At 50.9% G+C, this 279-nt stretch carries 1 rRNA gene; it reads right to left on the bottom strand.

Features of this window, described 5'->3' with window-relative positions:
• A 23S ribosomal RNA gene (locus H6A27_RS14820) occupies nt 1-279 on the bottom strand; the annotation flags it as partial.

Genomic DNA, 279 nt, shown 5'->3' with positions numbered 1-279 from the left:
AACTGATGCGCATTCGGAGTTTGTCAGGACTTGATAGGCGGTGAAGCCCTCGCATCCAATCAGTCGCTCTACCTCACATCAGTAATCCTCGAGGCTGCACCTAAATGCATTTCGGGGAGTACGAGCTATCTCCAAGTTTGATTAGCCTTTCACCCCTACCCTCAGCTCATCCAGAAGCTTTTCAACGCTTATTGGTGCGGACCTCCAGTTAGTGTTACCTAACCTTCATCCTGGCCAAGGGTAGATCACTTGGTTTCGCGTCTACCGCAGCCGACTTGA

Origin of the sequence: Bacteroides caecigallinarum (assembly GCF_016902295.1) — a bacterium.
Classification (GTDB): Bacteria; Bacteroidota; Bacteroidia; order Bacteroidales; family Bacteroidaceae; genus Phocaeicola; species Phocaeicola caecigallinarum_A.
The sequence above is the reverse complement of the archived record's forward strand: the minus strand, read 5'-3'. Positions and strand labels throughout refer to the sequence as shown.